We start from the raw sequence: 21,911 nt of genomic DNA, 5'->3' as shown, positions 1-21,911 counted from the left end.
TATACCTCATTAATATTGGATAAATAAAACATTGATTTGTAAAATTTTTTATCAAGAAGATTTATTTAAAAAATGAATCGTGTATGCAGATCATTAATATTAAAGCGAAAAATTAATTAAGAGGATCGATTCTAATATAACTTCCTACAAACTTAGGAGTAAATATTTGCAGGAAGTATTTTAACAAACTAAAGATCTTTCGAGAAAGAATTTGGTATCATGAGGTTATAAATCTTTCTTGGTCTACCACGACCAGGGGGTTGTTCTTTACCTATGACCTTCGCAAAACCTGTCTGTTCAAGTTGATTTAATAACCTACTTGCAGATTTTAGAGATACATCAAACGCTTCTGCAAGTTGATGTATGGTTAAATTTTCTCCATTACTTTGTTGTAATAAAAACATTAAACGAGAGATGGTAACGGCACTTAAGTTTGTTTTTTTTGATATCTCTTTCAATAATTCATTGTCAAAGCTCGTTGAAAATGTGAGCGGTGATTGATCTTCAGTTAAGAGCGGTCCACTAATATCTCCATTTTGAAACGAGACATAGGCGCAGGATTTATTTTTTGACTCGGCAAATTTCAATGATTTTTCAGCGGATAATTCTGCATTTGATGTTTCATTTCCAATTCCAATGCCGATAAAAACCTTATTACCGGTTTTATCCTCAATCTCTTTTATTAATGAAAAGCTCGTAAAATTATTTGTAAATTCTTTTGCAATTAACATATTCGTATATAAATTAGCTTGATGCTCATTTGAAAAGGTTAACGATACATTATGCTTTTCGCAAAAATCAATAATAATTTCTTCAAATTTCAATTTTTGTCTATAAAAATTATAACGATTTTTGGGACGTCTATCTGTTTCTTTCCACTTTATTAAAAATGCAGTGGTGAGTAATTGATTTTTTATTAAAATATCAGATTGAGCATAAACCATTTCTAAAGCAACGTTTATGGAAGAATGTGTTGGAACCACCCTCTTTACAGGGATTCCCCTATTTTTTAATTCCTCCGCAACACTTGTAAGACAGGTAACTGCATATACACTTTCCCCGTTTTTATAATATCTTTCATGCAAATTTGCCCAATCTTTAGTTGTATAGGTCGATGGTCCATCAATTGTAATAAAGTCCTCCATATGTAAATCAACTTCTTTTAATGAATTTAATACCTCATTTTCTCTTAAAACATCAATGGTAAAGGGAGTGAATAAAGAAAGCATTCCTTTAGTTTCCATAGCCAGCTCATAAAGAGATTTATAAAGTGCTGATCCATCATACCCTATATTAATTGAAATAGGACCGGTTTCCTCATCGCTACTCAAAGGATTCTCAAGATATATTTCGTAAATCATTTGCCCCGCGAAAAAAAGAATATCACATTTAGCCAAAAGTCTCCGGTCAATATCCCTTGTGTTTTCTACTTTTTGAATAATAAAGAGTTTATATTCGATATATTCCATTTTTTCGGGTCTACATTGATTTAGAATTTTTTCCACTAAATCTTTGGGGCCTATTATTCCTACTAATAACTTTGACATTAAATCTATCCCCTTCTATGTAGTAGTTTTAGGACTTATTAACTTCAATTATAAGTGATGAAATGGAAAATGGAAAATATAGAATTTCTACTAACAGCTTCACATAAAAGCGTTTACAAATTTAAGAATATTTGCTATATTATTTTTAAAATAATTTTTGACTATTTATCAACTTGTCAATAATTAAACATAAAAGGTGGTGGATTTTATTTATCACGGAGAACCGCCCGTAAAACTCCCGCCTCAAAATAAAGAGCGAAAATAAATTTATTAAGGCGGGAGATAACGGGCGCTAACTCCCTGAAACACTAAGGCTAATTCAGTGGGAGAATGAAGGAAGCAGACTAAGTTCACCACGTCCTGGGGTTGGGGCTGGGACTGGGACTGGGACTGCGATTACTCGTCCCATCGAAGTGCTTTTGCGATTACTCGTCCCATCGTAAAGAGTTGTGCGTCGAAAACTCCCACTGAATGAAGTTTTGTTTTATAAGTAGCTCTTCATTTAATACTATAGTTAAGGTTTAATTTTCTTATTTTGCGATGATTAACTAAGGTAATAATCACTATGAATTAATTTCCAAATATTCAAGTATCTATAAAATACAAAATGTGAGGGGTATTTTATGAACAAGGGAAATTTTAAAGAAGATGAAAGATTTAAACAATGTAACAAGGAAGTCGTGTATACAATTATATTTTTCATTTTTAATATTCTGTTAGTTTTTGCCCTAGCTTTTCCTCTTGGATATAACGTTGAAGCAAGTGAGATTAAACTAATAGCGGGATTTCCAGCATGGTACTTTTATGGAGTACTTATTGCAATAGGCTTATTATGTATTTCTACTTACTTAATGGTTAAATTTCTTTTTAAAGATATGCCATTAGACGGCTATGTAAAGGAGGAGGATGAATGAGATTAGATATTTTGATTCCGATTATCCTTTATTTACTAGCTACTTTATTAGTAGGCAGTTATTTCCATAAACATTTAAAAAATAATAAATCAAGCTTTCATGAAGAGTTTTTTGTAGGTGGTAGAAGTTTAGGTCCACTAGTATTAGCCTTCACTATGGTTGCCTCTGCGGCAAGCGCAGGCACATTTATTGGAGCAACCGGTGTTGGATACGAACAAGGCTTTAGTTGGCCTTTGGTCATTGCGTGTCAAACTGCAATGGGTGTTTATATATTAGGAATACTAGGAAAAAAATTTGCTATTATCTCCAGAAGAATTGGTGCTGTAACGATTACGGACTTCTTAAAAGAAAGGTATCAAAGTCATGCAGTAATCATTGCAAGCGCACTTGGAATATTGATATTTATTAGTGCATACATGGTTGCTCAATTTGCTGGTGGCGCAAGAATACTTGAAGCAGTTACAGGATTTCCTTATCAATGGGGCTTACTTATTTTTGGTGCAGTAGTTGTTTTACTTACTGTATTTGGTGGATATAGAGGAGTTGCCATTACTGATGCCATTCAAGGTTTTGCCATGTTGTTGGGAGGAGTTTTAGTATGGGTCATCATTATGGTAAAAACCAATGGCTTTGAAGCAATTGTCAGCCAATTAACGATAGACCATCCAGAAATGGTGACATTACCTGGAGCCAGTGGCGTTACCCCAACATTACTATTCTCTTATTTCTTATTATTTGGGATTGCAATGATTGGTTTGCCACACGCTGCTGTTCGTGGCATGACTTTTAAAGATTCGAAATCCATGCATAAAGGAATGATTTATGCAGTGATTATTATGGGCCTTTTCTCTATTGGTTTTGCTTCAATAGGTCCTCTGGTTCGAGTATTATTACCAGGTGTAGAAGTACCGGATATGGCACTAATTTTATTAATCGTTGAATTAGTGCCGGGGTGGTTAGCTGGATTGATTCTTGCTGCACCCTTGGCAGCAATAATATCCACAGTAGACTCCATGCTACTAGTGACAAGTTCAACAATAGTAAAAGATTTATTTTTGAACTATATCAATCCTAATGCATCCGAAAGAACTGTTACAAACTTATCCTACTTTTCAACTTTGTTTATAGGTACTGCAGTTGTCCTTATTGCATTGACTCCACCAGAACTTATTCAGTTTGTTGTAATCTTTGCAATTGGTGGGCTCGAGGCTACCCTATTTGCAGTAATTGTTTTCGGATTATATTGGAAGCGTGCTAATAAGTGGGGAGCGATTGCTTCCATGACCATTGGATTTGTTTCATATGTTGCAGCGACCATGATGTTTGAAAACCCATTTGGAATGGACCCGATTGGAATCTCTCTGTTTTTAAATATTACTAGTATGATTGTGTTCAGTTATATGACAGAAAAACCAAGTTTTGAAATAATTAATAAGTTTTGGGGTGCAGAGCCATCACCAAAAATAAATCAAGTTAATAAAAATATTGCCAAATAAAGGAGTGTTTGTATGTTTGATTTAATAATTAAAAATGGACAACTATTTGATGGTACTGGAAATCCTGCAACAAAGCTTGATATTGGTATTAAAAATGGGAAGATAGCAAAAATAAATAAGCTTGATCATTCTAATGCAAAAAATGTTATTGATGCACAAGGTTTGGCTATTTCGCCAGGTTTTATTGATACCCATTCTCATAGCGATTTGTTGTGTACCGATCTTGAGACACACAAAATTCGATTGCTACAAGGAATAACAACAGAGTTACATGGGCAAGACGGAATATCTATTGCCCCAGTTAACACAGAAACAAAACCTTTATGGCAGGAACAATTAAAGGGACTCGATGGAGATATAGGAGATTGGCCATGGGAATCTGTAGATGATTATTTAACCCATTTAGAGAACACCCCTATCGCAGGTAACGTTTTACATCTAGTTCCCCACGGTAATGTTAGAACGCTAATTATGGGATTTGAAGAAAGAGCTGCAACAGCAGAAGAACTTAAACAAATCACTAAATTAGTGGAAAAAGGTATGGAAGAAGGAGCGATTGGTGTATCGTCTGGTCTAATTTATCCGCCTAATGTTTACTCAAATAAAGAAGAATTAATTGCTTTATGTAAAGGTGCTGTAAAATACGATGGGGTTTTTGTGGTTCATATTAGAAATGAGAGTAATAAATCTTTAGAGGCTTTAGATGAAGTAGTCGATGTAGCTAGGCAAACTGGAATACGATTACACGTATCCCATTTTAAAGTAGCAGGTCAATATAATCGTGACAAATTCAAAAAATTCTTAGAGAACATTGATAAGGCTAGAGAAGAAGGAATAGAAGTAACCTTTGATCAATATCCATATACAGCAGGGTCTACTGTATTTCATAGTATTTTACCGCCATGGATGCACTCAGGTGGTACTAAGAAAATGCTTGAAAGATTACAGGACCCAAGTGTTCGAACCCAAATTCAAGAGGACTTTAAAGCAAATGATAGTTATGAAAACTGGGTTTTTAATTGTGGTTGGGAAAATATCTTTATTAATACAATAGCCACAGAAAAAAATAAGATTTTTGAAGGTAAGAGCATGGAAGAGATTGCTAAACTTCGTGGACAAGATCCATCTGAAGCTGCGCTAGATCTTTTAGTAGAAGAGGAAGGCGCAATCACAATGACGATTCATTGGGGTATGGAAGAGGATTTGATTTATGGTATGAAACATCCTGTACAAATGGTAGGCTCTGATGGCATCTTTGGTAGTAAACCACACCCTAGACTTTACGGAACTTTTGCCAGAGTCCTAGGTAAATACGCTAGAGATGAAGGTATCTTTACACTTTCTGAAGGGGTAAGAAAAATGACAGGTGCTGCTGCACAGTTATTAAGATTAAAGGATAGAGGATACTTGAGAGAAGGCTATTGGGCGGATATCGTTATTTTCAATCCAAATACCATTAAGGATACAGCTACTTATGAAGATCCAATCCAATTACCGAGCGGTATATCGTATGTTTTAGTAAATGGAAATCTTACCGTAGAAGAAGGTAAATTTACCAATGAAACTGCAGGTCAAGTAATACGAAGGGATTCTCAATATAGTAAAATAACGCTATAGTTTATAAAACCTAATATTTAATATATGTCGTATAAAGAATCTTATTAACCCTCTTTTAAATAAGATTCTTTATACGAAAAGAAGGAAACAGAAATTTTTACTCAAAAAGAAATTTCCATGTATCAAAAACAATTTCCTTTTATAAATAATGTTCTTAATGTAAAGTCTTCATTATGGATAAAGAAAATATGTTGAAATCGGAAGAGTTATAGAAACGGTTTGTACCATAGTAAACTAACTACTGGTTGAATATCACTGGATTCCAGCCAGTAGATTCTTTCGTTATTTAATAAATCAAGAGATCTATTCGCTGCCTTTCCATAGCACATATGCATTTTTAACTCCTAGAGAACCGCATGCTGCGAATAAAAAACAGGAGCAAATAGCCGCTCCTGTTCTTCTCTACTTCTCCATGATATTTTTATCTTTCATTTCATATACATGGTCCGCTACATTTTCGATAAAAGCAGCATCATGAGAAACAAAAATAATGTTTCCTGGATAAGCCTTAAAAAATACTTCTAATGCTTTCGTTGTCTGGATATCTAAAAAATTCGTCGGCTCATCAAGTAATAAAACATGGTAGGAGCCAAGAAATAATCTGCATAATTGAAGACGGATAGCCTCACCGCCGCTTAAATGACGACGTTTTTTATGAATATCATTTCCTTTAAAATACATAGAATGCAGAATACTGCGCAAAAAGCCTTCCTCATAATCGGTTGTTTTCTTCAAACTTCCTAATACCGTCTCATCTGACTTCTCCTGATAGGCGAGTTGTTCAAAAAGACCAAATTCTACTTTTGGTGAAATCTCCAGTCCTTCCTGACGTTCATAAATCGCCTTCAACAACGTACTTTTCCCAGAACCATTTGCTCCTGTAATCGCAATTTTTTTACCTAAAGGAAATTGAAAACGAACGTCTTCTAAAAGAACCTTCTCACCAGCCTTTAATGTCAGCTGATTTCCCATTACCGGGAAGGGATGATGCAGCTCCAACGCCTTAGAGCGGTTAAATTGAATGGGCCGTTCATGCTGAACAGCATCCACCTTTTCCAGTTGCTCCATCCGTTTCTCCATGGCCTTAGCACTTTTTTGCATCGCCTTTTGCGAAACATCTTTAGGTTTTGATGCAAGCCGTCGATCCGTTCCTTCTTTCTTTCGGGTATTTGCTTTAGCGCCCTTGGTCATTTTCGCAGCTTTTTGCATTTTATCCTGTGCTGCTGCTTCTAAACGGGCTTTTTCCTTTAAATATTGCTCATGGGCTTCCTGCTGCTGATGTTCCTCTAGAGCTTTCTGTTCTTCATAATCCGTATAGTTCCCAGAATAAACATGGATTTCTCCGTCACGAATTTCCCAAATGGTTGTAACGAGCTGATCTAAAAGTTTACGGTCGTGACTGATTAAAATCAGCGTTCCATAATAATTTTCCAGTTCTCTCCGTAAGTATCGGATTCCCTGTTGATCAAGATGTGTCGTCGGCTCATCAATCAATAGCGCTTCGTTATAATCCGCCAAGAGCTGTGCTATTTTTATTTTCGTCTGTTCTCCCCCGCTGATGCCTTCATCTAAATCTGGCACTTGAAGTTTGCCTAAAACCTTTGGATCTGCTTGTTCTTCACCGGGGATTTCCATTTGTTTTAAATAAGCAAGGCTTGCATGGCGGTGAATTTTTCCTTTTCTCGGCTCTATCTCTCCTGCCAGCAGCCGGAGCAGGCTTGTTTTTCCCGAACCATTCGGGCCAACAATACCGATACGATCCATAAAATGAACAGCTAACCGTTCGATGGAAAAAATATCTTTATCTAAATACGTTAATTCGACATCTTTTATTTCAAATTGAATGTTTTGCATATTTGCTACCTCCGAGATTTTTTAATTTCCCGTACCGATAGCCTGTAACTGTATCGATACGAGCTTGTGTTTTCTGATACAAGCCCGTATCGATTAAAAGAACAATAGCATCTGCATCGTAATCTCTCCCTATTTTTTATTAGAACGAATGCCCTGCTTCTCTGTGCAAAAGAAATAGAAATCTTTCGTTGTACCTGTATTTCATTATTAAAAAAGAACAACAGATCGTCTGCTGTTCTTTTCACATACTTCCTCTAGGAAAAAAGATATCCCTCATGTATACCTTCATGATGATAGCTAAAAAAAGACAGACGAATCCTATTTCTCTGCAAGCACAAAATCGCCGGCAGATCTTGAACATATTATCTAATTAGTTGTTCAAGTCTAGGAATCGAAATCTCATCTTAGCACATTTTCCCTTCCGTTCTGAATTTAATTTTATTATAAGACGTTTAGCTGTTTACGTCAACTTGACTTTTTCTCTAAAGCTCAATCATCGGCTCCTCTTTCTTCTTAGAACCTTCTTCATCAGAATGAACACTATAAGGAACATCAAAATCCCGGGCAACCGTCTCATCATAAGCCACAAGATCATCCTTTCCTAATTCCGATAATGCTTTTTTTCCCATCATGCGGATACCTTCTTCCATTTCTTTCACAGAAGCATTGATATAATTGACTAATGCTTTCGTTCCTTCCTGCCGGTTGAAATCATCCTTATATTTCCCGTCGTACCAGACGACTTGTGTCGGCGGTTCAAAGGGAACAGCATTTAAAACCTGCTTATGAGAGACAGTAAATAAGACTGCCGATCCTAAATAAATAGCATCCGCCCCTAATGCCATTGCTTTTAGGAATTGACCCGGCGTAAACATCCCGCCCGAAATAATCAGACTGACCTTATCTCTTGCCTTCTTTTTTTGTAAATGCTGATGTGCGCGGTGCAACCCATGAATCGTAGGAATCCCAAAATCCTCTGATAGTATTGGCGGCGCTCCATGGGTCGCTGCCTGTGCTCCGTCCACAGCAATGTAATCCACGCCAATTTCCAATAAAGCATCAATATCCGCTTCTATTTTTCCACCCGCAGCAATTTTTGCTCCAATCGGCACGCCGTCAGTCAATTCTTTTAATTCCTGAACAAGATTTTTAAAATCCTCCAAGGTTTGATCCTTAAAAAAATGATTATGGATAATTGCCTCTTCCCCATCGTCTAAGTTTAATACTTTTCGAATATCGCCTTGAAGGTCCTCCGCTGGAATTACAACACCTGAGCTCATCAATGCACCTTGACCAAATTTTATTTCAATCATGGACGCTTTCTTGATAAGCTGTTCTTCCTTAGACCAGCTTGTCTTAGAAAACTGCAGGATATACTTATCAGTCCCATCGATCTCTTCCTCCATCACACCGCCTTCACCAGAATTAAGTGCGGTGCCCAGCTGATTTACCGCATCAGACAGCGCTAATCTTACTTCCTTGCTTAAGGCAATCCCATACGCCATTCCACTGACCATTAAAGGAATATCTAATTCCATTGGTTGCTTGGCTTCGGGACCTATCGTTACCTTTAAATCTACTTGCTCCGTATATTCTGTCGGAAATGTTGCTACTTGAGCAGGTATAAATGTCAGCTTTTCAAAATCCGGCCACGTTTTGGAAGAACCAAGCGGCCGATGCAAGACATCGCCAGATTCCGCCCGTAAATTATTCTCAAAAGTTTGCTGAATCCCCATATGTTTAAAACCTGCCACCATTTCAAACAGATTCTCTTGATAACGGTCTTCCATCAGGGTTTTCCCATAATGATCAACCATCCTTTTTATCAAATGGCGTCTCATTATAAACAACAGAAGACACATGATGATAAACAGACTAAGCAGAATAAGAATAATTATATCAAGCATCGTCCATACACTCCTTTTCTCGACGAATATCATGCTGCTTTATCACTTCTCCAGCTTGCTTCATTTTTACTTCCCCCCGAATAATCAACCCATGATATATTTTCTTATTTAGCCCACCAGCTTCACGTTTCTTTGTTCTTCTCTTTCTCTTCATATCTTTCATGCTTCCATGGCGGGTCACCGTATTCATGCAGCTTTTGATTGATTGTATAAATGACGTACGGAATCAAAAAGGTTAAAACGGTACATAGCAAAATTAAATAATCGGGTAATGCTCCTGTTATTTGTTCCCACATGAGTAAGTTCCACCTTTCTAATCCTTTGTTTGATCCGTTACACCTATCCCTCGGACAGTTGCATCTACTGTAATATTTATCGTTGCATTTTGGAAAAGCTTTTCGCCTTCATCCCAATCATCTTTTATTTTTAGCCATTCTTGGTAATGTTTTTCCTTCATTATTTCACTGAATCCAAAAAAGTCTACCCCTATTTCTTCTTGTGCCTTTTTAATTATATCAGATGTTCTCTTTTCAACACTTTCACTTATTTCCCTATCTATGTCATCTATATATTCTTTATTTAGCAGGGATCTCCCACTAAATGACTCCCCAATAGATCCCTCTAAATCAATGGTTACATCAATGCTAATATGATCTGTCTGATCAGTATCTATTTTTATATCACTTTTTGCTCGTTTTATTTCATAAATCATCAAATTGTCATTTTTCTCAAATTTAACGTATCCCCCTTTTATATCACCTTTTATTAAATTCACACCAAAGATCTCCCGTCCATTGATAATACCAATTAATTGGTTACTCTTTCCATGAAAGATAGCTGCTCCATTAAATGTCATTTGGCCATCGATTGGAAGGACTCTTGGAATTAGATAATTATCTTCTTCTAACATATTTTCATTTAAATCCCCTACTCTGAGTGGCTCAATTAACGCTCCTGATTTATCCATATTTTCATTAACAAAGTCAATATGCATAGCTGGAAGTGGTTCCATTTCGGATTCAATTTCTAATATATCCTTCGCATCTTGTTCGGAAACCACCACTTTGGTCTCCCTCCGCATTTCCGGATCACGGATAAGCAGGTCCATCGTATTGGCGAACAAATTTGGTTTACGCGCTAATTCTTCAGAAACCACGACTAATTTTAAATGCTCGTAAAAAGGGGAATTTCCTTGAATAAGCGCCATTTCCCGGCTTATTTCAAATAAACTTTGCCCGCTAACAGATAAGTTAGTGTAAGGTTTTCCATCACTATTACCTTCACTGGGGGTGCCCAACCCTGCAGGTACAACAAACTGATCCGTCATTGTTATCATCGGGTTGCCTTCTGATTGTTCCTCTGCCAAATCAAGTGCAATACCAATCACAAAACCTCGTTCTTCAATATTTACCTCATCCCAGCATCCAGAAAGTAATAAACAACTACAACATAGAAGAAATAAATATAATTTATTCATTGTGTTTCACCCCTCTAATTTTAGCAACCACCGTCAATAGTACAAAAACAGTGAGGTTTAAGATAATCATCATCCAGCCCATTATTGTTCCTAACAACTCCACTTCCACAATATCTTGCGGAAACATACCAGTGAGGTATATGAGAGGAGCAAGAATAAAAACAATCTTTATCTTATTTGTTTTTTTGAAAATAGAATTTAATGCAAGAACACCAATGTCCATGGCCATCGTTGCAGTAATAAAAATAGCCATAATCCATATCACAAAGAAAACAGATTCAAATCTTTCAAAAAAACCACCAGGTATCTCTACCACTTTTGCCAGCTCTATCGTCGGATATAGTAAATTGGATGTAACTGCATTACCAAACGTGCTAATACACATTATAAAAATAATCATATATAAGGCAACAGGTATACACATACCAATCGCAGCTGCCTTTGGTGCTTTTTTGGGTTGATCAACCAATGAAAGATAAAACCATAAAATCCCAAAGCCAAGATACGAGATTCCACCTGTATTTTTCAGCACCTCCACATAACCTGTAAAAGGTGTCTGCAATACAGGCATTAAGTTTCCTAGGTCAAACCAACCTAAATTAAATACCACGAGAGTAAGTGCAATCAAAAGAATAATTGGCAAAAACATCATGTTGATTCGAAACAAACCTACACGTGAACCCGAGACTGCATAGACGACTACCAACAAAAAGGTTAGTGCAATGACTTCGATTGGTGTACGATCAAATAAATATTGTTGAGATATATTACTAATTTTACGAATTTGATAGGCAGTTATAAAAATAGAGAGAACGGCAAATATACAAGTCAAAACAATTGCTACTGGTTTCGTTACGATTTTGGATGCATAGGTCAGGAATGTTTGTTTGTGAAAACCTGATGCAAATTTGGCTATTGCCCAAGTTATAAAAATAGCAAATATTCCTACAACGAGTAAGGGGACCCAACCATCGGCAGCTACTGTAACAGATGCTAATTGCTTTGGCATCGAAAGAATTCCTACCCCAATAACGATGGATGGGATGGCAATCATGATTTCTTTTTCACTGATTCTTTCATCTGCATATTTAAACCTCTTCATTGCCGTTATCTCCTTTATCCATGAGCTTCCTATCCTTCGTCTGCAAAAAGACAGGGCGTTTTTTCATCATTGTAATCGGTGCGCGTAAAACAAGATCTTTCCAATCACTCTTAAAGTTCGGTGCAAAATTAGTCGAATATGGCACACCAAAACTCATCAAATTAACAATATGGACATTTATCATGATATAGCCAAGGATAATTCCATAAAGTCCGAATATAGCAGCTGCAAACATTAACCCAAACTGCAGAATACGAAATGATATTGCAATCGCATAAGAAGGCAGAGCAAAAGAGGCAATGGCGTTGAGAGCAACGACAATAACCATAACAGGACTGACCAATCCAGCTGAAACTGCTGCCTCTCCAATAACAAGACCACCAACAATTCCTATCGTTTGTCCAATAGCATTCGGCAGTCGTATTCCCGCTTCCCGTAATAATTCCATCGTCGCAGTCATCAATAGCGCCTCTACAACTGGAGGAAATGGAACTTCATCTCTGCTTGCTGCAATGGAAAAAGCTAAATCGGAGGGGAGCAGACCTGGATGATAAGACACCAATGCGATATATAATGCCGGCAAAAACACCGAGATAAAAGCTGCAAGATAGCGCAGCAATCTAAGCAAAGTTGCAAGAGACCAACGCCAGTAATAATCTTCAGGGGAATGCAGAGAACTGCCAAAAGTAGCCGGTACGATTAAAACAAATGGAGTACGGTCGAGCATAATGGCAACTTTCCCCTGAAGAACTGCCGCTGAAACTTTGTCTGGTCTTTCCGTATTTAAAATCTGTGGGAAAGGAGATAAAAAACTATCTTCAATCCATTGCTCAATATAGCCGCTCTCCGGTGCTTCATCGATATCAATTGTTGCCAGTCTTCGTTTTACTTCTTCCACCATGTCAGGGTTTACAATGCCATCCATATAAACGACAACAAGATCTTTTTTAGAACGTTTGCCGACCTTATAGCTATTAAAACGCAGGTTAGGATCAGCTATATACCGGCGGATAAGGGTCGTATTTGCTCTTAAATCCTCTACAAAACCATCCCTGGCACCACGAATTAGTGTTTCCGACTGTGGTTCTTCAATGGCACGATTTTCCCCTCCTTTTGTATCCATGATAAGTACTTGGTCCATTCCATCCAAATAAAAAACGGTGTTCCCGCTTAAGATTGCATTGGATACATCATCTAATGATTGTCCCAGTTCAATATCTGTTATCGTAATAACTTCCCAGTGAATAACATTAAAAAGCTCTCGTTTGTCATTTGGTAATTCCGTAGCATTTTTTAGATCTTCCATAATATGATCATGAACGTAGTTACTATCAACTAAGCCATCCATATAGACAACCGCAGTACGATGATTTGCACTGCCAATGGTGAATTTACGTATAACAAGATCATCCGGATCCTCAAGCATCTTCCTTATATTCCCTAGATTTCCAGCCAGGTTTGTTTCAATTTCCAGAGAGAAATTTTCCTCTCCTTCTTTTTTCTTCTTGCTATTTCTTTTAATATTATTCCGATATAAAAATCGACCCAATTATATCCCCTCAAGTCATTTGATAATACGTGTTCAAAAGTTGACTTATTAGAAGCAGTCGGCTAAAAATGCAATATCCCGAAAGATTGCTTTTCCCATCAAAACCGTTTGCGACTTTTTGAACAACATCCTAAAAAGTTACTCTTCTTCTTTTTCCCAATAGGACTAAACTTATGTATAAATATCATTCAGTTGCAGAATCTAAATCTATATTTCACCTGGGAAGGAGTAATACACAAAATGACAGAAAAGAAAGTTCATCTAACATCGGCAGAGATTGCTTCCGTATGGTCGGAATATTTGAATGATACTTTGGCGGTATGCATCCTAAGTTTCATGCTAAAACACATCGAGGACTCTGAAATAAAGCCTGTTGTTCAGCATGCTTATAACATATCTGAAAATCATATCGGACAGCTTCATCAGATTTTTGAAGAAGAAAATTACGCAACCCCTATCGGATTTGCTGAGCAAGATGTCAACATGAATGCTCCCCATCTTTTTACGGATGTATTCTGTTTAACCTACATTACGCACATGGCAAGAATTGGGATGATCACTTACAGCGGATCTGTCGCGATGAGTGTCAAAAAGGAAATCCGGGATTATTTCATACAGGGACTGAAGGAAACAGCAGACCTTTATGATTATGCTGTCCATATTGGCCTGGAAAAAGGAATCAATGCGAGACATCCCCATATTGAGCCACCTAAAGAATCAGATTATGTGGACAGTAAAAAGTATTATAATGGCATGAATCCATTTAGTGAGAAAAGACCGTTAAATGCCGTTGAAATATCGCAGTTATATACGAACATCCAGACAAATGAAATAGGGTCAAAATTGTGCATGGCATTTGCCCAAACCTCCCCTTCCAAAGTCGTACAGGATTTTATGATAAGAGGAAAAAACATTTCACAAAAGCATATCAAAATTTTCGTGGATAAATTAATGGAGGGTAATCTTGGAGCTCCACAATTGCCTGATGTAGCAGTAAGTGATTCCACTACACAGACTTTTTCCGATAAATTAATGATGTTTCATATGTCCTTGCTTATGTCCGCTGGAGTAGGAAACTATGCCACCGCAGGATCGACCAGCCAGCGATCGGATTTAGGTGTGAATTACGGACGTTTATCTATGGAAGTTGCTAAACTTGCGAAAAGCGGCGCAGATATCATGATTGATAATAATTGGCTCGAACAGCCGCCCGGTACAAAAGATCGGGAACTTTTAGCAAAGAATAAAGGGAAAAGCTAATTCACCTATGTACTTTTTAAACAGATAAACGTTAACTAGGAGGCGGGAAAACATGGACAATAAAATAAATTTAACAGCAGCAGAGATCTCCCTCATATGGAGAGCTTATATGAACGCCAGCCTTAACAATACTGTATTCACTTATTTTAAGGAGAAGGTGGAAAATGAGGAAATACGTCCGTTGATCGACGATATATTTAATGTGTGTCAAGATCACTTAGGGAAGCTCAAACATTTTCTAATCAATGAAAATCATCCCGTACCCCAAGGACTTACGGATGAAGATGTAAATATCCAAGCACAAAAGTTATACACAGACGGCTATATGCTCCAGCATGCTTTAAATTTTGGCATGCTGGGGATGACCGTTATGACGGCGGCTATAAGTAGCAGTGCCCGTGAGGATGTTTACGATTTCTTCAGTAAAGGATTCCAGGATTGTCATGCAATTCATCACAAGGCGACCCAAATTTCGCTGGCCCACGGCACGTTCGTCCGCCCCCTTCCATTCCTATTCCAAAAAAGGTGGATTTTGTGAAAAAGCAAAACTTCCTTAAGGGATGGTTAGGTGATCGCAGACCGTTATTAGCCCAGGAAATCACAACATTATATTCCGACATTGAGCGAAATGCATTGGGCGCCGCTATTTTAACCGGATTTAGCCAGGTGGCAAAGTCAAAAGAAGTTAGATCCTATCTATTAAGGGGCATCAATATTGCTAAAAAACATGTGAATATATTCAGTGAATTATTACAAGGAAGTGATGTTTCCGTTCCAATGGGCTCCGATTCCTTGGTAACAGATTCTGCGGAGGTTTCCCCTTTTTCCGATAAATTGATGATGCTTCATACAACGGGCATGACTACACTAGGTATCGGCTTTTATGGTTTTAGTATGTCCACCCAAACCAGAAAAGACATCGGAGCAAATTATATCCGTTTGGTTGGAGAAACCTTACTTTACGCAGAAGATGGCGCCAATATCCTGATTGATAATGGCTGGTTGGAAGAACCGCCGCGGATGGTTGATAGAGAAGAGTTAGCGAAGACAGAAAAGAGAAAGGGGTAAAAATATGAAAAAGATATGCTTCTCCATTTCACAGAAAGAGTTTACGGAGTAGTTATGTCTACGGAGACAAAACTAACTAAAAAAAGCAAGAAACTCGAAGCGGTACTCTGGAGCATCGCTTTGCCCGGGTTCGCACAGTTACTAAATTGCCATTATCTAAAGGGTATTCTATTTATTGGATTGGAAATCTTAATTAATGTGATGGGAAATTTGAACACCATTATTATTTTGAGCTTTCATCTTAGAATTGAAGAAGCAATCGCACAAACCAACTATTTGTGGTTAATGTTTTATCCTTGTTTATACTTCTACGCTATTTGGGATGCTTATAGGAGCGCAGGCGGCGGGAAAAAAGCCTTTGCTTATCTGCCACTTGCTTTTACAGCCTACATGGTGACAGTAGGATTAATTTTTTCACCGACATTAACCCTTTTCGGCGCATTAATCGGCCCATTGTGGGTTCCAATTATTTCTACGCCGATTGGTTTAGCTGTTGGCGGGATTATAAGGTGGATTTTGTTGAAAATATATGCTGATGATGAAGCGGAAGAAGTTGTGTGAAAATGCTTGTTTGGAGTTTAACGGAAAAAAATGCTGTAATTTTTAGACAGCAGCTTTTTTCCTTTATCATCTGCAGAGGTCTCCTAAATCTGGGAGACACACGACATTATATATCGGCCTTAAAAACATGAGTTAATTCAAGCTTAGGAGCGTGTGCAAGTATGCAGCCCAATTGGCAAGATGTTAAGGAATTGACGAAGCAGACTATGGACATAAAAACGGAATATTGGTTACATGAGAACCTATTTACTTCCAGTTGGTGGATTCTTCTCGTTACAACCATTATTGTTTTAATTATATGGCTGATTCTTCTAGATAAAAAGCGAATATTCGAGATTATTACATATGGATTTTTTGTCGCATCCGTAGCCATGATAGGTGATGCAATAGGCGTTATGTTGTGGTTATGGATTTATCCAAACACATTATTTCCCTTACCTCTCATTGTTGAAATACACAGAATACAAATGCCTTTTATTTACATGCTTATCTATCAATATTTCCCTGGATGGAAAGCTTTTTTCATTGCCTCCACCATCAATGCATTTATTTTCGCATTTGTGTTCGAACCGACTTTAGTATGGTTACAAATATATGAAACGATTCATTGGAAATTTATCTATTCATTTATTCCCTATATTCTGATAGCTGTTGGATTCAAATTCCTCATTCATAAGTTCAAGAAAATGGACCAGAATTATGATGGATAGCAATTTTTCGTATATAAAATTTAACGCCTGATTGTCCATTTCCTCATATTTCCTTTTTATAGGACATTCTGTATAAAACATTTGATAAAAGGAAAAGATGTTAGAAAACAGGAAAACGAGGAGACCCTTCATGGATAATCATGTAACCAATAATACCGCCAGACGTTATAAAGCCCATGTCAGCATTCTTGGTACCACGCAGCTTCATTTAAGAAGTCCCTCCATCATTGCTTGGTGGAGCGCAGCTTATCCAGGGTTTGGTCATCTGCTTTTGTCGAAGTATCTTCGCGGATTTGTCCTATTTATTTGGGAAGTTTTTATTAATTTAAATGCGAACGTGAATTTGGCTATTCTTTATTCATTTCAAGGCAAATTTGATATGGCTACGAATGTGCTGGATTCTCGCTGGCTTTTAGCCTATTTACCCGTCTATTTTTTTGCTATATGGGATAGTCACCGTACTACGGTAGATATGAACAAAGTTTATATGCTTGCAGAGCGTGAAGATCATCACTTCAACCTATTTAGTATCGGATCGATGGAAATCAACTACTTAGATAAAAGAAACCCTATGATGGCGGCCATTTGGTCAGCTTTTGTCCCAGGTTTGGGACAGCTCTATATTCATAGACTTGTTACGGCTCTTTTTGTCATTAGCTGGGCTGTTATCTTTTTGTATTGGTCACATCTCCTTGAAGCTGTCACACTTTTGATTTTAGGCGACCTCAGTCAGTCAACTGCTGTGTTAAGAGAGGAATTTTTGCTTATGTTACCTTCTATATATGGATTTTCGATTTATGATGCGTATGTAAATACGGTGGAAAATAATAAACTTTTTGAAAAAGAACAACGTAGATTTTTAAAGGACAATTACCAGGACTCCAATTTTCAAATTCTAAAGGGTGAGAAAGTGAATGAATAATGATGCAAGTTTACGCGGCGCTGGAAAATAATATTTATGTAGAAATGGCCATTGCGACCTTAGAAAAAAATGGCATTTCAAAAACGAGCATTTATGCGGTTCCCCTTGATAACCGAAGTGAAGATCGCAAATTATTTGATAGTTTGCATAGCTCTGATGGCACCTCATTGATTGATATAGGGGTAGCGCTTGCTACGGCTTTTTCTGTCTTCGGAACCAGTATTGGTTTTGAATTAGCGTGGGGGCCGATTTATTGGGGCTTGATTTTTGCATTTATTGGATTTGTTATAGGATTCGCTATCAGACTGTTTACATTAAAGGTTGTTAAGAAGCGAAAAAGACTTTTAAAAGGAAAACGTCCGGAGGTCATTCTTATTATTGATTGTGAAAAAACTATGGCTGAGTTAGTAGAAAATATTCTATGGGAACATCTTGCATTAGGCGTAGCAAAAGTAAAATGATTATGGATCTATATTCAACATTTTATTTTTGCTATAAATGAAGGAGTGGGTATACATGCAATCTACTTGGAGTGATGTTGTTGAAACATTCCAGCAGTATAGAGATACAAGAATGGGGTACTGGTTACACGAAAACTTATTTACCATCAGTTGGTGGATTCTTGTTATTACCACTGTTGGTATTTTTGTTGTATGGCTTATTTTTTTAGATAAAAAGAGAATATTTGAGATTGTCACATACGGTTTTTTTGTAACAGCAACAGGAGTGATAGGGGATGCAATAGGTGTCTCACTAATGTTATGGCATTATACTAATACATTATTACCTGTTTCTCAGATTGCTGAGATACATACCATACAAATGCCTATTATTTATATGCTTGTCTATCAGTATTTTCATACATGGAAATCCTTTTTAATTGCCTCTACCATAAATGCTTTTGTTTTCGCATTTATACTGGAACCACTTTTAGTGTGGTTACAAATATATGAATTGCATAGTTGGAAACATATCTATTCCTTTTTTCCTTATATTCTAATAGCGATTGTATTTAAATTCGTGGTTAATAAATTCAAGCAGCTGGACCGGTATTATGAATAGTAAAATGCTCCCATTATCGTATTTAAGCGGTTTTCGTATTTCTCTGTCAGCAGCGATAAAGGGAACATTTCATAATGAGTGATTTGGTGTTTCGTGTTCTTATCTTACTTTCGCAAGATTACCTCTTTCCAGTTCACTTACGAAGCATATAAGGTAGATCCTGACCCTCCGGGAGCAAGGACACATAGTTTTCCGGACCTGCTTCACGGTCACGAAGCTCTTTAGCAGCATCCTCCAGTATCTCTGGGTTTTGCAAAACATCAATGATAGTGCTGGCGATTGCTTTTCCTGCAAAAAGCATTCCCTTTTTTGCATAGGAAGTTTTCCCTTGAGACACGACCTGCCATGTATGGAATGGTGTACCGAAACTCCAAGTTGCCGCCATCAGCTGGGCAGTAGGTGTTATCCAGCTGACTGCTCCCACATCCGTAGATCCTGATCCTTTTACATACGCTGGAGCCTCGCGATAGGCATCAACTTCATGAATAAGCGGACGCGCAGCAAGTTCCTTCGCTTTTTTTTTACCGACCAGGGATGCAGCAAAAGCAATATCATCCTCATTTAATGTCTGATAATATTTCTTGCTTAATTCCAGCTCTTCATCTGTAAAATGCGGGTGTTCCAGAGCTTTCATGTTTTTATGAAGTAGCTTATCTAACGTCGCATTTTGAACAAGATTAGAGCATACACCTTCGATCCGGTAATCCATCGAAGTTTCTGTCATTAAAGCAGCACCTTCTGCGATCTTTGTGAGGCGTTTAAACAAAGCCCGTACCTGGTCTGCATGCGGAGCACGTACAAAATAAGAAACCTCTGCTTCTTTTTGGACAACATTTGGAGACATGCCTCCAGAATTCGTAATTGCATAATGGACACGTGCTTCATCAATCATATGTTCACGCATATAGTTAGCACCGACATTCATCAGTTCCACTGCATCTAATGCACTCCTTCCCAGCTCTGGAGAAGCTGCTGCGTGAGAGCTTATCCCTTTAAAAGTAAAGGTAGAATGGAGAACTGCCAGTGATGGTCCATGAAATAAACTATTTGTGTAATGCGGATGCCAGGAAAAAGATGCCGCTACATCATCGAACAATCCTGCTTTGACCATATATGTTTTGGCATAACCACTTTCTTCTGCCGGACAGCCATAATAACGGATCGTTCCTTTTAATTTATTTTTCTCTAAGTATTCTTTTACAGCAACAGCTGCAGACATCGAACCCACGCCAAGCAAGTTATGACCACAACCATGCCCGGGACCATAAGCTTGTACTGGATCAAACTCTGTTACACCGGCTTTTTGACTTAGTCCAGGTAAAGCATCATACTCCCCTAATATCGCAATGACGGGGCCGTTATCTCCAAAACTTGCAGTAAATGCAGTAGGAATGTCAACTACTCCTCGTTCTACTTGAAAGCCTTGTTCTTCCATAAAATCAGCCGAGTATTTAAAGGATTTTTCTTCTTCGAAACGTATTTCAGGGGTTTCCCAAATCTGATCACTTACTTTAAAGAAAGCTTTTCGCTTCTGTTCAATAATTTCTTCGATTTGGTTGATAACTTTTTCATTCATTGTTACTAACTCTCCTCTTTTTTCATCCTCACTCTTCTATTATTACACGTATATTAAAGAAATTTCTAGGCTAAGGCATGGAATTTTCTTTTCGTCATATCAAAAATAACATTATCATCTTTATGATATTCTCCCAATTATAATGTTGTTTCTATAAATTTTTTTATCATGTATCATTCAATAATAGTGAATATTTCGTTTACTCAAAATATTACCTAACTCTTCTAACTGTGAAATGGAAGTATCTGATTTCTCACGCCCAAATTCAATCACAAGTGATTCTAAAATAGCTATCGTTGGAATAATAGAATATTGCTTTTCACTGCCTCTAGTATGAAGAACAATAGAGCTATAAGATGAAGCTGGCCCAGATAGATTGTCTGTAATGAGAATTACTGGAATTTGACGATCATAACAAAATTTTGCAATTTCCACGCTTAATTTAGTATAGGGAGCATTATTAACAAGTACAAGTAAATCATTCTCAGTGAGACGAAATACTCTATCATAAATCAGATCACTTTCATGACTAAGCTGTATAATATTAGGATAAAATTCTTCTAACAAGTGTCCAAAATAAATTGCTGATGCCTTCGAAGAACGAAGACCAAGTATACTTATATTTCTAGACTGAAGCATTAACTTTACCGCGCGATCAAATTCGCTCATAATTGCCTTGGTAATTGTCTGCTCCACTAAATCATTAACCTCTTTCCACACATCTGTTAGGACATGACTTTCTTTAATATTCTCAAATGATTTCTGCATATGCCACCAAGTTGTCCGTGAGCTAGTTACTTCTTCATGAATTTGCTTTCTTAATTCCTTATAACTCTCAAATCCTATTTCCTTTATAACCCGCATAATTGTGGAAACGCCTACGTTCGCTTTTTGCGATAGTTCAGATAAAGTATACATTTCAAGTGACTCAAAGTTTTCGACCATGTAATCACATAATTGCTTCTGTTTTTTCGGCAAATCTTCTTTAATATTTAAGATACTCTTCAATACTTCCTGCTGTTTATCCTCCATTGTATCACCCTTCTATTTTCATTTGGAGTAAATTTGCAAGACCACAAAACGAATTAGATTTTGCATAATACTTGATTTCATAGCCTTTTTTTCAATTATAACAATATATCAAATGGTTGAATTAGATTATTCATATACTACTTTAAAAAGGAATGATATGACATAAATCAACCAGATTAAACAGAACCAAATTTCCTTTATAAAAAGTATATCATATTTGAAAAAAAGCATAAAAGGATTATTTTTATTCATTTTTT

At 37.1% G+C, this 21,911-nt stretch carries 22 protein-coding genes; 11 read left to right on the top strand and 11 right to left on the bottom strand.

Features of this window, described 5'->3' with window-relative positions; all coding sequences use genetic code 11:
* Positions 1–188: 188 nt before the first annotated feature.
* Positions 189–1,547, bottom strand: coding sequence for a helix-turn-helix domain-containing protein (locus tag BN986_RS21230; RefSeq protein ID WP_040983970.1), 1,359 nt, complete (start codon positions 1,545–1,547; stop codon positions 189–191).
* Between the two features lie 623 nt (positions 1,548–2,170).
* Here BN986_RS21230 and BN986_RS21225 point away from each other — a divergent pair.
* Genes BN986_RS21225 through BN986_RS21215 form a run of 3 tightly spaced genes read left to right on the top strand, consistent with a single transcriptional unit; the run spans position 2,171 to position 5,574 of the window.
* The gene (locus BN986_RS21225) at positions 2,171–2,461 is read left to right on the top strand and encodes a DUF997 family protein (protein WP_040983967.1); all 291 of its coding nucleotides are present in this window, start codon (positions 2,171–2,173) and stop codon (positions 2,459–2,461) included.
* Positions 2,458–3,957: a sodium/pantothenate symporter gene (panF, locus tag BN986_RS21220; protein ID WP_040983965.1), complete on the top strand. Its 1,500-nt coding sequence runs from the start codon at positions 2,458–2,460 to the stop codon at positions 3,955–3,957. Before BN986_RS21225 ends, panF begins: the two co-directional genes overlap by 4 nt.
* A 12-nt stretch (positions 3,958–3,969) precedes the next feature.
* Positions 3,970–5,574: an N-acyl-D-amino-acid deacylase family protein gene (locus BN986_RS21215; protein WP_040983962.1), complete on the top strand. Its 1,605-nt coding sequence runs from the start codon at positions 3,970–3,972 to the stop codon at positions 5,572–5,574.
* 206 nt (positions 5,575–5,780) lie between these two features.
* On the opposite strand, the gene BN986_RS27950 is transcribed toward BN986_RS21215, so the two are convergent.
* The 8 genes from BN986_RS27950 to BN986_RS21190 form a co-directional block, all read right to left on the bottom strand.
* Entirely contained in the window at positions 5,781–5,903 is a 123-nt protein-coding gene (locus BN986_RS27950) for a hypothetical protein (RefSeq protein ID WP_262362489.1), read from the bottom strand.
* A 73-nt stretch (positions 5,904–5,976) separates the two neighbouring features.
* Positions 5,977–7,428, bottom strand: a complete 1,452-nt coding sequence (gene abc-f / locus BN986_RS21210; protein WP_040983960.1) for a ribosomal protection-like ABC-F family protein — start codon at positions 7,426–7,428, stop codon at positions 5,977–5,979.
* A gap of 482 nt (positions 7,429–7,910) precedes the next feature.
* Complete coding sequence (locus tag BN986_RS21205; RefSeq protein ID WP_040983958.1) at positions 7,911–9,335, bottom strand: FMN-binding glutamate synthase family protein; 1,425 nt, start codon at positions 9,333–9,335, stop codon at positions 7,911–7,913.
* A complete protein-coding gene (locus tag BN986_RS27470; protein ID WP_187378600.1) occupies positions 9,328–9,489 on the bottom strand; it encodes a hypothetical protein in 162 nt (53 codons plus the stop codon). The genes BN986_RS21205 and BN986_RS27470 overlap by 8 nt, the downstream gene beginning before the upstream one ends.
* A complete protein-coding gene (locus BN986_RS27465) occupies positions 9,458–9,631 on the bottom strand; it encodes a hypothetical protein (protein ID WP_187378599.1) in 174 nt (57 codons plus the stop codon). The genes BN986_RS27470 and BN986_RS27465 overlap by 32 nt, the downstream gene beginning before the upstream one ends.
* A gap of 17 nt (positions 9,632–9,648) precedes the next feature.
* Positions 9,649–10,812: a Ger(x)C family spore germination protein gene (locus tag BN986_RS21200; RefSeq protein ID WP_040983956.1), complete on the bottom strand. Its 1,164-nt coding sequence runs from the start codon at positions 10,810–10,812 to the stop codon at positions 9,649–9,651.
* The gene (locus BN986_RS21195; protein ID WP_040983954.1) at positions 10,805–11,914 is read right to left on the bottom strand and encodes a GerAB/ArcD/ProY family transporter; all 1,110 of its coding nucleotides are present in this window, start codon (positions 11,912–11,914) and stop codon (positions 10,805–10,807) included. The genes BN986_RS21200 and BN986_RS21195 overlap by 8 nt, the downstream gene beginning before the upstream one ends.
* Positions 11,901–13,463, bottom strand: coding sequence for a spore germination protein (locus tag BN986_RS21190; protein WP_040983952.1), 1,563 nt, complete (start codon positions 13,461–13,463; stop codon positions 11,901–11,903). Before BN986_RS21190 ends, BN986_RS21195 begins: the two co-directional genes overlap by 14 nt.
* A gap of 240 nt (positions 13,464–13,703) precedes the next feature.
* On the opposite strand from BN986_RS21190, the gene BN986_RS21185 reads away from it, so the two are divergent.
* From BN986_RS21185 to BN986_RS21155, 8 genes are all read left to right on the top strand, one after another.
* Positions 13,704–14,723 (top strand): DUF3231 family protein, encoded by a 1,020-nt coding sequence (locus BN986_RS21185; protein ID WP_040983951.1) that lies wholly within the window; start codon positions 13,704–13,706, stop codon positions 14,721–14,723.
* A gap of 52 nt (positions 14,724–14,775) precedes the next feature.
* Positions 14,776–15,261, top strand: coding sequence for a DUF3231 family protein (locus BN986_RS26780; protein ID WP_052401019.1), 486 nt, complete (start codon positions 14,776–14,778; stop codon positions 15,259–15,261).
* Positions 15,258–15,791: a DUF3231 family protein gene (locus tag BN986_RS26775; protein WP_052401017.1), complete on the top strand. Its 534-nt coding sequence runs from the start codon at positions 15,258–15,260 to the stop codon at positions 15,789–15,791. Before BN986_RS26780 ends, BN986_RS26775 begins: the two co-directional genes overlap by 4 nt.
* A 54-nt stretch (positions 15,792–15,845) precedes the next feature.
* Positions 15,846–16,352, top strand: a complete 507-nt coding sequence (locus BN986_RS21175) for a hypothetical protein (RefSeq protein ID WP_052401015.1) — start codon at positions 15,846–15,848, stop codon at positions 16,350–16,352.
* A 161-nt stretch (positions 16,353–16,513) separates the two neighbouring features.
* Positions 16,514–17,062 carry a CBO0543 family protein gene (locus BN986_RS21170; RefSeq protein ID WP_040983949.1) on the top strand — a complete coding sequence of 183 codons (549 nt, stop codon included), beginning with the start codon at positions 16,514–16,516 and terminating at the stop codon, positions 17,060–17,062.
* Between the two features lie 130 nt (positions 17,063–17,192).
* Complete coding sequence (locus BN986_RS21165; RefSeq protein ID WP_040983947.1) at positions 17,193–17,984, top strand: DUF5683 domain-containing protein; 792 nt, start codon at positions 17,193–17,195, stop codon at positions 17,982–17,984.
* A gap of 2 nt (positions 17,985–17,986) precedes the next feature.
* Complete coding sequence (locus tag BN986_RS21160) at positions 17,987–18,445, top strand: hypothetical protein (RefSeq protein ID WP_040984494.1); 459 nt, start codon at positions 17,987–17,989, stop codon at positions 18,443–18,445.
* A gap of 55 nt (positions 18,446–18,500) precedes the next feature.
* A complete protein-coding gene (locus tag BN986_RS21155) occupies positions 18,501–19,046 on the top strand; it encodes a CBO0543 family protein (RefSeq protein WP_040983945.1) in 546 nt (181 codons plus the stop codon).
* Between the two features lie 133 nt (positions 19,047–19,179).
* Here the strand turns inward: BN986_RS21155 and BN986_RS21150 are convergent, their stop codons facing one another.
* Both BN986_RS21150 and BN986_RS21145 read right to left on the bottom strand, forming a co-directional pair.
* A complete protein-coding gene (locus BN986_RS21150; protein WP_040983943.1) occupies positions 19,180–20,622 on the bottom strand; it encodes a M20 family metallopeptidase in 1,443 nt (480 codons plus the stop codon).
* Between the two features lie 177 nt (positions 20,623–20,799).
* The gene (locus BN986_RS21145; protein WP_040983940.1) at positions 20,800–21,654 is read right to left on the bottom strand and encodes a MurR/RpiR family transcriptional regulator; all 855 of its coding nucleotides are present in this window, start codon (positions 21,652–21,654) and stop codon (positions 20,800–20,802) included.
* Positions 21,655–21,911 lie beyond the last annotated feature (257 nt).

The organism is Oceanobacillus jeddahensis (genome assembly GCF_000750635.1).
GTDB classification, from domain to species: domain Bacteria; phylum Bacillota; class Bacilli; order Bacillales; family Amphibacillaceae; genus Oceanobacillus; species Oceanobacillus jeddahense.
Note: the sequence above shows the minus strand (reverse complement) of the source record. Positions and strands in the feature narration are given on the sequence as shown.

What these genes read in the sequence shown, in the direction of transcription:
- BN986_RS21225 (WP_040983967.1), top strand. Translation starts at nt 2,171, where the DNA reads ATGAACAAGGGAAATTTTAAAGAAGATGAAAGATTTAAACAATGTAAC.
- BN986_RS21165 (WP_040983947.1), top strand. Translation starts at nt 17,193, where the DNA reads ATGGATAATCATGTAACCAATAATACCGCCAGACGTTATAAAGCCCAT.
- BN986_RS21150 (WP_040983943.1), bottom strand. Translation starts at nt 20,622, where the DNA reads ATGAATGAAAAAGTTATCAACCAAATCGAAGAAATTATTGAACAGAAG.
- BN986_RS21205 (WP_040983958.1), bottom strand. Translation starts at nt 9,335, where the DNA reads ATGCTTGATATAATTATTCTTATTCTGCTTAGTCTGTTTATCATCATG.
- BN986_RS21175 (WP_052401015.1), top strand. Translation starts at nt 15,846, where the DNA reads ATGTCTACGGAGACAAAACTAACTAAAAAAAGCAAGAAACTCGAAGCG.
- BN986_RS27950 (WP_262362489.1), bottom strand. Translation starts at nt 5,903, where the DNA reads ATGTGCTATGGAAAGGCAGCGAATAGATCTCTTGATTTATTAAATAAC.
- BN986_RS21200 (WP_040983956.1), bottom strand. Translation starts at nt 10,812, where the DNA reads ATGAATAAATTATATTTATTTCTTCTATGTTGTAGTTGTTTATTACTT.
- BN986_RS21195 (WP_040983954.1), bottom strand. Translation starts at nt 11,914, where the DNA reads ATGAAGAGGTTTAAATATGCAGATGAAAGAATCAGTGAAAAAGAAATC.
- BN986_RS21170 (WP_040983949.1), top strand. Translation starts at nt 16,514, where the DNA reads ATGCAGCCCAATTGGCAAGATGTTAAGGAATTGACGAAGCAGACTATG.
- panF (WP_040983965.1), top strand. Translation starts at nt 2,458, where the DNA reads ATGAGATTAGATATTTTGATTCCGATTATCCTTTATTTACTAGCTACT.
- BN986_RS21215 (WP_040983962.1), top strand. Translation starts at nt 3,970, where the DNA reads ATGTTTGATTTAATAATTAAAAATGGACAACTATTTGATGGTACTGGA.
- BN986_RS26780 (WP_052401019.1), top strand. Translation starts at nt 14,776, where the DNA reads ATGGACAATAAAATAAATTTAACAGCAGCAGAGATCTCCCTCATATGG.
- BN986_RS27470 (WP_187378600.1), bottom strand. Translation starts at nt 9,489, where the DNA reads ATGAAGAGAAAGAGAAGAACAAAGAAACGTGAAGCTGGTGGGCTAAAT.
- BN986_RS21160 (WP_040984494.1), top strand. Translation starts at nt 17,987, where the DNA reads ATGCAAGTTTACGCGGCGCTGGAAAATAATATTTATGTAGAAATGGCC.
- abc-f (WP_040983960.1), bottom strand. Translation starts at nt 7,428, where the DNA reads ATGCAAAACATTCAATTTGAAATAAAAGATGTCGAATTAACGTATTTA.
- BN986_RS21185 (WP_040983951.1), top strand. Translation starts at nt 13,704, where the DNA reads ATGACAGAAAAGAAAGTTCATCTAACATCGGCAGAGATTGCTTCCGTA.
- BN986_RS21155 (WP_040983945.1), top strand. Translation starts at nt 18,501, where the DNA reads ATGCAATCTACTTGGAGTGATGTTGTTGAAACATTCCAGCAGTATAGA.
- BN986_RS21230 (WP_040983970.1), bottom strand. Translation starts at nt 1,547, where the DNA reads ATGTCAAAGTTATTAGTAGGAATAATAGGCCCCAAAGATTTAGTGGAA.
- BN986_RS21145 (WP_040983940.1), bottom strand. Translation starts at nt 21,654, where the DNA reads ATGGAGGATAAACAGCAGGAAGTATTGAAGAGTATCTTAAATATTAAA.
- BN986_RS27465 (WP_187378599.1), bottom strand. Translation starts at nt 9,631, where the DNA reads ATGTGGGAACAAATAACAGGAGCATTACCCGATTATTTAATTTTGCTA.